Raw genomic sequence first — 8,933 nt, forward strand, 5'->3', positions numbered from 1 at the left:
TTTAATTAACCTTATTTTAATGGTTTGGGTCCATTTAAAAGTAATCAGTTAAATTGCTGTTTAATCTCGGTCATCCAACGTGGAAGTTCGTCATGTAAGGCGAGATTGAGCATAAATAAATTATCAATATCTTTATTTGCTTTGCTTAAATCAATCGTTTCAATCATTTCAGCAAAATAAGGCACAATATCCGATTTTGATAGTTCAAATTCAGTTATTGCTTGTAATAATAGCTTGCTATCAATACCCCATTCGTTAGCAAACTGGTTAACGGCATGTTTGATTTTATCGTTTTTCCAATTGGCAAATGCTTGATCAAAATGGACTTGGCTGGATAGGCGACCTGTTAATAATTCGGAATCGACAAATTCCTTTAATATTTTTGCTTGCTGATCTTCGCCCATTTGACTTAATTCTTGGATTTGTTCGTAGATAATGCGCCTAGTTTCGTCGTTAACGGTTTGCACACCATCAACATGCTTCACTTTAGATCCAATTAAGCTAAGAATATGGGCAGCATCAATCACCTGTGTGCCCGCTAATTTGGTTTTACCGATTAAAGTTGGTGCTACGATTGGCTTTTTAGTCGTATTATCTTTAGCGGTTAAGTTTTTAAATGCGCCAACATATTGCAACCAACGGTGCTCTGTCATGCCAAAAGTGGCATTATCCCATTGATATTCGTAATATTGTTGGACAATATTAAGCTGATCATCGGCAACTTTAAACGCTTTGCTAAATTCAGTTAGTTTTTTATCATCATGTTGAATTAATTGCCATTGGGTTGGATCGGCTAAGGTTAAAACTAATTGCTCCAAATCGTTAGCTAAAATTCGCACAGCAGTGGCATAGGTTTCAACAATCGCTTTGCTACTGCTACCACCACTACCATATAGCTCAAGGGCTTGGTTAACCATTTGTTCGGTCAGGCGTGGGGTTTGGAAATTTACAATTGTGCCAAACTCTTTGCTAGAACCAAACACGCGATTGGTGCGTGAATAAGCCTGAATTAAATTTTGTAGCTTTAAAGTGCGGTCAACATAAAGAGTATTGAGTCGTTTAGAATCATAGCCTGTTAATAGCTGATCAGCGACAATCACTAAATCAATATTTTTACCATTACGACCACTACCGCCACGGGTAGCACGCTCGACCACATCCTCAAAATAGGCTTGTTCACCATGCTTTTTATCACCGGCGATAAACTTAATGCCAGTAAACGCTGCGTAATCATTAAACATGGCACTGATAATTTCGGGATCGACATTATCTGGATCATTTTCGTTACCAAAGCTAAAGGTCATGGCGATATTGATTTTTTGCTGTTGGCTTGCAAGTTGTTTTTTAAATTCCTGATAATAGGCAATCACCCGTTCTTTATAAGCGACGGTTAAAATAGCATTAAATTGTTGCTGTTGAGATTGTGCTTGCCAGTTATTTAAAATCTCTGTAACCACTTGTGGTATATGAGTTTGATCATGATAAACTAATAGCTCTTTATCAATAGCTTGCTTTTCAACTTCGGTTTCGCTCCAGCTATGTACTAATCGGGCGATTTCGCGATCGGATTGTTCTGGTTTTTCGATTTTAATACGCTCAATAAGCTTATCGCGTAAATCTTCATAACTGCTAAATTCGCCAGTATTAATATAATCGACATGAAACCCGAGCACGTTGCCATCAGCAATGGCTTCATCAATGGTATATTGATGTAATTTAGGGCCAAATAACTTTTCGGTAGTGTTAATCACTTCGCTGTTTTCGTTTATTTTGCCTTTAATTTTGTTTTCATCAAAAAGCGGCGTACCAGTAAAGCCAAAAAATAGCCCATTTCTTCTAAAATGGCTTTTTATATCGCCCATCATATTTTTCATGGTGGAACGGTGTGCTTCGTCAACAATAAAGACAATTTTTTTATCGGCTAAGTGACTATCTTTACCCTCTTCAAGGGCTTTAACCAAATTATGCAGTTTAAAGATAGTGGTGACCACAATGCCATTTTGGCGCGTGCTAAGGTGTTTTCTAAGTTGCGCAGTGCTGTGCGTGTCATCAACCGTGACAGGCTCAAAGGCAGCATAGGCTTTAAAGTTATCACTGGTTCGGCTATCAAGTTCACGCCGATCAACCAAAAAGACCACTTTATCAAAATAAGCTCGAGTTGATAAAAATAGCGCAGTTTTAAAACTGGTGATAGTTTTACCCGATCCTGTAGTATGCCAAACAAAGCCGCCATGTGGTTTTTTATTGGGATTATCCCAACCAAATGCCGCCCCTTCTACTGCTTGTAAAGCAAAGACTTGATAAGGGCGCATTAGCATATGTCGGCGGTTTTCTTCCTCTTTGGCTTCATCAATGACTAAGTAGTCGCCCACCATTTGATGCGCCATGGGGATCATTAAAAAGTGTTCAATGACTTGTTGCCAATGATTGATCGGTTGATTGAATTTATTTGCCCAATGAAACACAAAGCTAGGGTTAAAGTCACTAATTGATTTAGGCGTGGCAAAGTAACGAGTTTCGATTTCACTACTTATTACCATCATTTGCGAAAAAGCCATAAAATTGTGGCTATATTCACCATCTCGATAGTAACGCTTAAACTGTTCAAATGCTTCGTCAAGGTTTTTATCGGTCCGTTTTTGTTCAATATTAATTAACGGTAAACCATTAATTAATAGCACCAAATCAAAACGGTTGCCGTTAGGGGTTTGTACCTCGCGGGCAATGCGATAACTGGAATCACCGCCACGCACTTCGGCTTTTTTAAAGATAGTTAAGGTAATTTGCTTACGGGTGATAAGCGGGTTATCATCGCGATAGATGCCATCAATTTTGCCTTTTGACTCTTCCATAGCGAGCAATTTTGCCGCTTGGTAACTGTTTTGTAGTTGGTTAACTTTTGCCATTACTTGGCTAAATTCGTTATCGGTTAATTCAACACCTTCAAGTTGATCGGCATTAAGCCGATTAAGTTCATTACGCCAATGGGTGACTAAATCATTAACGGTCACTTTATGTCGATTACCATCTAAAAAGTCAGGCGCCTGCCATTTCTGTTTTTCTAATTCCCTGACGAAATTTTCTTGAAAAATTTTTTCTGCGGCATCTTTTACAACCTGACTCATTCCTTAACTCCTTTTATACAAACATTTCGTTTAAATAGGCTTGTTTGATGTGTTTTAATTTATCTAATTTTTTTTGTTCTAAATTTATGTGCTTTTCTAATAAATTAAAAAATGTCGATATTTTATTTTGTTCAATTATATCCGTTAGTGTAATAAATAATGTTGACAAAGAGCTAGCATTAATATGTTTGACTGTGGTTCCTGTCACTAAGGGAAAAATTTTCTTATGATTAGCATTTATTTGATAGGATAAATATTCTGCACTAATTTCATCTGAAATTGTTGCAATTAGAGTATCACTACCAGCTCTTACATTTTTTTTAGTGATAGTAGTGGTTCGAGCCAGACCTCTAGGAGTAACATCTGACATAGGGAAAAGTAAAGAATTCTTTGGTATAATATGACCTTCATTACTTTTAGACCAATGAATTACATTATCAATTACGGGAGAAAATTTATATAAGTCAGCATAGTGTATTACTGGATGTCCGTTATCTTCATTATTTAACACATCTTTTGCTAAATTAGCTCCCTTACTCCATATCGTCACATCCCCTAATTTGTTAGGCGTCCAATCTTCACAAAAAACACTAAACCGCAATCTAGGCTTTAATTCCCCCTCATTCGGAAACATTTCCCTTAGATAAGCTGATTTTAGGGTTTTGGCTTTTTCCAATTTTTTTTGTTGAGTATTAATAAGGTTATCAAGTTTTTGGAAAAAAATTCCAATAATTTTCTGTTCATCAATATTCGGAATAGTAGCATGCAGCTCGGATATGATTTTTTTATTTAATCCTCCACGAGAACCATCCCCAGAAGAAATCGAACGTAATTCTTCATATCTCATACCTAAATTTTGAAATAAAAACTCTGAATCAAGTTTTTCATTTGGTACTACTGCTGCAATAGACTGATTTGTTGTTATTTGTAATTCATTTATTGCGACTTTTCCTCTAGTTTTTCCTTGTCCTGCTAATGCGATAAGAATTGACTTCTCTTTTATCCAGCGTGCACTAGAACTATCAAATCCTTTTTGGGAAATCATATTATCTGTAGAAAAAATTCTTTTCTTATTTATTTCGCCAGAAGACATCCATGGAACTTCTTTCGGCATCCAAAAATCTTTAATTTGAGTACTAGGAGTACCACCAGTTAATATTTCAGCATATTCATTGAGTTGTTTTAAAAGACTCCAAGCCTCTCTATCCTCAAACGCCTTAAACCGCCGCTTAGGAATTAATTTCTTACTTTGACTCATTGCGTTACCACCAGATCTTGCATCATTGCTTGTAACTCGGCTTCGAGTTGTTCGATCTCTTTATCAATCGAAGTTAAGGTGTCTTGATAACGTTCGTTTAACATTTGCAGGGTTTTTAATTCGGCTTTAATCGGTTTTTCGATTAATTCGCTCAGTAACACAATGGTATTACCAAACCATTTTTTAGACATTAGTGTGTCAATTTCTTGATCCGTTAAGCTCAAAATCCGTTCTTGTACCGCTTCTTTTAATGCCAATTCGTCCGCTTTAATTTGTTTACTTAATGTCAATTTTTGGCTGATTAATTTATCCACTTTTTTAAGTGTTAAATATGCTTCAGCATCTTTTGGTGTCTCTTTTAACTCTTGTTTGAGTTTTTTATTATCAAATGTATCAAGCGGTTCGTCATCATCATTCTTTTTCAATGATTCATACAGCGCATCGTACTCAGGGCTGTCTTCGACTTTGGCTGCTTCAATAAGATCCGCAAGTTCGCTTTCTAGCGTTTGGATTTGCTGTTTATTGTGGTCGATATTAGCTAATTCATCGGCATATAATTCCGTAGCAATTAATTCGCTTGGAATCAGACTGCTGATAAAGCCGTCTTGCTCAGACCGTTTTTTAGCACCGCTACCTTTGTTGACCATATTCGGTACTCGGTTACGTGCTGCGGTATAAAAATCAGTTGCGGCAATAATTTCAGCGTCATGGAGTAATGTATTTTGCCAAATTTCGGCAATAATCTGATAGCCGTCATAGATATCAAGATGATTAAAGCTTGCTAGTAAGATTTTTATATCGTTTAACATTACTTCCATCAGCGGGTGAATCTGTTCAGGATCATTAATTGCAATGATTTGTGACCAATAGCGGTCAATATAAGCTTGCGTTTGCTTCGCTAATTGCTCAGATTGTTGTAGAACACGTGCATCATTTAAAATTTTAGCGCTTAATTGACTAATCTCTTCTTTTAAAATGAAATATTTCGGACGAACAGGCTCTAATGCCGACTGTAATAGATCGGGGGTGGTGGCGCGGATAACCGCCAGTTGCTCAATATTGTGCTGTGGTATACCACCTAATAAATGACCTTCAACGTCGTGAGCAATATCATCATCAATGGCATCAATATAGCGGGGGATATTGAGGTTGTATTCATTGGCGATAATCTCTTGGCGAGTGGCTAAATGGCTATAGCCAGCTTGCTCTTGACGTGATACATAAGTATCAACAATTTTGGCGATGTCTTTTTCTTGCAAGACATTTTGCTTACCGACTTTGATAAAGGTATTTGAGGCATCAATGATTAATACCGGATCGCTGAGCTGTCGATTCTTCTTCAACACTAAAACCACAACGGGGATGCCAGTGTTGGTAAACAGGTTGCTTGGCAAGCCGATTACGGTATCAATGTAATTCTTTTCTAATAATCGTTTGCGGATTTCTCCTTCGGCTGCACCACGGAATAAGATTCCATGGGGTAATACAATTGCCATGGTACCGCTTTGTCCTAAATGGAATAGTCCATGTAATAAAAAGGCAAAATCACCTTTTGAATCAGGCGGCAATACGCCAGCTATTTCAAAACGGGGATCGCTCACTTTTAGCCCTGCACGATTCCAGTTTTTTACCGAATATGGGGGATTCATTACCACCGCATCAAATTGGACGCCCTCGCTAGGACGTTCAGGATCTTCAGGCCAATCATGGGCTAAAGTATCGCCATTTCTGATAGTCATTTTATTGGGTTTAACTTCATGCAGTAATAAATTCATCCGCACTAGATTATAGGTGGCGGTATTTTTTTCTTGACCGTAATAGGTTAAGCTTTGTTGTGCTTGTTTAGTTAAATGTTTTTTAACTGTTAGCAGTAATGAACCAGATCCAACCGTCGGGTCATAAATCGAACGGATAATTGGTGTTTTGGCGGCGATTTGTGCCATCACTTCACTTACTTGGCGAGGCGTATAGAATTCCCCCGCTTTTTTACCCGATTCCATGGCAAATTGCCCAATCAGGTATTCATAAGCATCGCCTAATACATCGCCTTTTTGCAAAGTGACCATATCAAGATCGGCAAATAATAAGATTAAGGCTTTAATATTTTTACTGCGTTCATGTAAATTACTACCAAGAGCGGTATCGGTTAAATCTAAGGTTGAATTAGAAAATAGATTTTTAAAGTCATCGGCATCTTTGCTATTGGCAATTGAACGTTCAAAGTGATTTAAACTGTCGATCACTTTTTGCACTTCAAAATTGCCTTTATTAATATCCGCGATCCAAGTTTGATAAAGATGCTCGGGTAAAACATAATAACCCAACGTACGTTGTAACATGCTTTCTAATTGAGGACCACGTTCAGCCATACCATTGTAATAATTGGTGATAAGCTCGGACTCGGTGATCTCATCTCGGGTTGTCATCGATTTAAATGCAGCTAATGTTTTATCGCTTAAAAATTTATAAAACATTAAACCTAACATATAATCTTTATAACGGCTGGCATCCATCGAACCACGCAGCTCATTGGCGCCATCCCATAATCGACTTTTAATCTCTTCAGATGTAATCACAACGTATTAACCTCGTTTGCTAATGTTATCTTGGTATAAAAACAGGGTTATTTTTAATGGTTTTATAACCAACCTAGTTTGCGCTGTATTTTAGCGATAATTAGCGCAAAATCCTAGCTAAATCAGTCAAAGTCAATATCGCTGTAAAATAGGGAAGAAAAGATATTATGCAGAGGGTATCTGGAAGCTTGTTATTTGATAGAATGTATTTAAATTGGAAATTATGTGATAACCCAATACAATATGTATTACTTTTATCAATGGTTAGGTTTTATTTGTACGTTAATGAATTTTTAGCTTGAGTATTCTAAACAAGGAGCGATTTCAAAAGATGAAACAAGTTGGAAAAAAGAAAATGATTTTCTTTTTTAGTCCTGACAATTACTTATCTCAATGGTACCCTTGCCATTTTGTCATTGATAATATTACATTTACTAGTGCAGAGCAGTGGATGATGTATGCTAAAGCATTGTTATTTCAAGATGTAGAAAGCGCCAATACCATTTTATCTATCACTTCCTCGAAAATGCAAAAGCAGATCGGGCAAGCTGTGCGTAATTTTGATGAAACGATATGGGATAACAATAAGAAAAAAATTGTTTTTAAAGGTAATTATGCAAAGTTTTCTCAAAATGCGGAGCTTAAAAAATCGTTATTATCAACCAAAGATAAAGTTTTAGCAGAAGCCAGCCCTTATGATAAAGTTTGGGGAATTGGTTTAAGCATGGATGATGAAATGCGATTTAATATGGCCAAATGGCGAGGAAAAAACTTATTAGGTGAAGTTTTGATGGCAGTGCGCAAGGCATTAAAAGAACAATCTAAATTAAGTTATTAAATAAGGCGGACTTACATTTTTAGGTATATTTTCCCCAATAAGTAGATTTGTATACTCAAATACCATATTACCTGAAGCCTTATCGACAATAATTTACTGCTTTTCACTAAAGTCTAAACAAAATTATTCTCGCTTGGTAGGGCAATTTACCGTAGGCAACACTTTACGAGAGTATCGATAAAATGACCCAAAGGGATCCTTTCGATCCCTTTGGGTTATGGCTCTGGGTTAATGTGTTTCACTAAACGCTAAAAACGTTTAAAACGAGGTACAATGCTAAACAATAAATAAAAGTGTAAAGGGTTTAAAAATTTTTTCTGAGTTATTCTACTAGCTATTGTTTAACATAATCCTCTATAACTACTCAAAAAACTTAATCACGCTATTTTAGTGTGATTATTCAGTAACAATGGTAAAGCGTTGCTTAATATGTTTAGCGTTTTCTGCTTCATCAATCATTGCAATGGCGTAATCGGCATAGCTAATTTGGCTCCGACCTTTATTATTGAATAACACTTGCTCACCGCCAGCTTTATAGTGGCCTGTTCTTGCTCCATCCGCAATAAACTCAATAGCAGGGCTTAAATAAGTCCATTGCACATCATCACATTTTCTAAGTTCATCAAGCGCATTAGCCATATTAGTCGCTAATGGTTTAAATTGATCAGGAAATTCAGGTGTATCGACTAAACGAATAGTATTTTCTGGATTAACGTATAAGCTTCCTGCACCACCTACAACTAATAATCGATTAGGTCTATTTTTTAAAATATCAGTAAGGTGTTTTAAGCTGGTTTGATGTAATGGCAATGATTCTGGTGTCCATGTGGCAAAAGCATCGACAATCACATCAAAAGGCTTTAAATCTTCATAAGTCAGATCAAACAGATCTTTAACCAATACTTTTGCTTTTGGATCGACGTGAGAAGTTGGCTTACGTACAATCGCCGTGACATCATGCCCACGTGAAAGCGCTTCTTTAACAATTAATGAGCCTGATTTACCGCTTGCACCAATTACAGCAATTTTCATTGTATACTCCTTTCGTATTGTTTAAATTAATATTTTTTAAATTTAATAAATATCTTTTCGAAAAAATTAGTTACTAAATAAGTATTTTTAGATTAGTATTCAAC

5 protein-coding genes are annotated in these 8,933 nt (G+C 36.5%); 1 reads left to right on the forward strand and 4 read right to left on the reverse strand.

From position 1 onward, the window contains the following. Positions 1–44: 44 nt before the first annotated feature. Genes A9G30_RS11645 through A9G30_RS11655 form a run of 3 tightly spaced genes read right to left on the reverse strand, consistent with a single transcriptional unit; the run spans position 45 to position 6,959 of the window. On the reverse strand, positions 45–3,125 hold the full coding sequence (locus tag A9G30_RS11645; RefSeq protein WP_065589061.1) for a type I restriction endonuclease subunit R: 3,081 nt from the start codon (positions 3,123–3,125) through the stop codon (positions 45–47). A 13-nt stretch (positions 3,126–3,138) separates the two neighbouring features. Next, positions 3,139–4,383, reverse strand: coding sequence for a restriction endonuclease subunit S (locus tag A9G30_RS11650; protein ID WP_065579465.1), 1,245 nt, complete (start codon positions 4,381–4,383; stop codon positions 3,139–3,141). After that, positions 4,380–6,959: a type I restriction-modification system subunit M gene (locus A9G30_RS11655; protein ID WP_065589062.1), complete on the reverse strand. Its 2,580-nt coding sequence runs from the start codon at positions 6,957–6,959 to the stop codon at positions 4,380–4,382. The genes A9G30_RS11650 and A9G30_RS11655 overlap by 4 nt, the downstream gene beginning before the upstream one ends. 331 nt (positions 6,960–7,290) lie before the next feature. On the opposite strand from A9G30_RS11655, the gene A9G30_RS11660 reads away from it, so the two are divergent. After that, entirely contained in the window at positions 7,291–7,797 is a 507-nt protein-coding gene (locus A9G30_RS11660; protein ID WP_065583187.1) for an NADAR family protein, read from the forward strand. A gap of 396 nt (positions 7,798–8,193) precedes the next feature. Here A9G30_RS11660 and A9G30_RS11665 read toward each other — a convergent pair whose 3' ends face one another. Beyond that, positions 8,194–8,829 (reverse strand): NAD(P)-dependent oxidoreductase, encoded by a 636-nt coding sequence (locus A9G30_RS11665; protein WP_065589063.1) that lies wholly within the window; start codon positions 8,827–8,829, stop codon positions 8,194–8,196. Positions 8,830–8,933: the final 104 nt, after the last annotated feature.

It is taken from the genome of Gilliamella sp. Fer4-1, from assembly GCF_001690515.1.
Taxonomy (GTDB): domain Bacteria; phylum Pseudomonadota; class Gammaproteobacteria; order Enterobacterales; family Orbaceae; genus Gilliamella; species Gilliamella apicola_C.

Bases quoted from the DNA above. Each gene is read 5' to 3' on its own strand.
- A9G30_RS11645 (WP_065589061.1), bottom strand. From the start codon at position 3,125: ATGAGTCAGGTTGTAAAAGATGCCGCAGAAAAAATTTTTCAAGAAAAT.
- A9G30_RS11650 (WP_065579465.1), bottom strand. From the start codon at position 4,383: ATGAGTCAAAGTAAGAAATTAATTCCTAAGCGGCGGTTTAAGGCGTTT.
- A9G30_RS11660 (WP_065583187.1), top strand. From the start codon at position 7,291: ATGAAACAAGTTGGAAAAAAGAAAATGATTTTCTTTTTTAGTCCTGAC.
- A9G30_RS11665 (WP_065589063.1), bottom strand. From the start codon at position 8,829: ATGAAAATTGCTGTAATTGGTGCAAGCGGTAAATCAGGCTCATTAATT.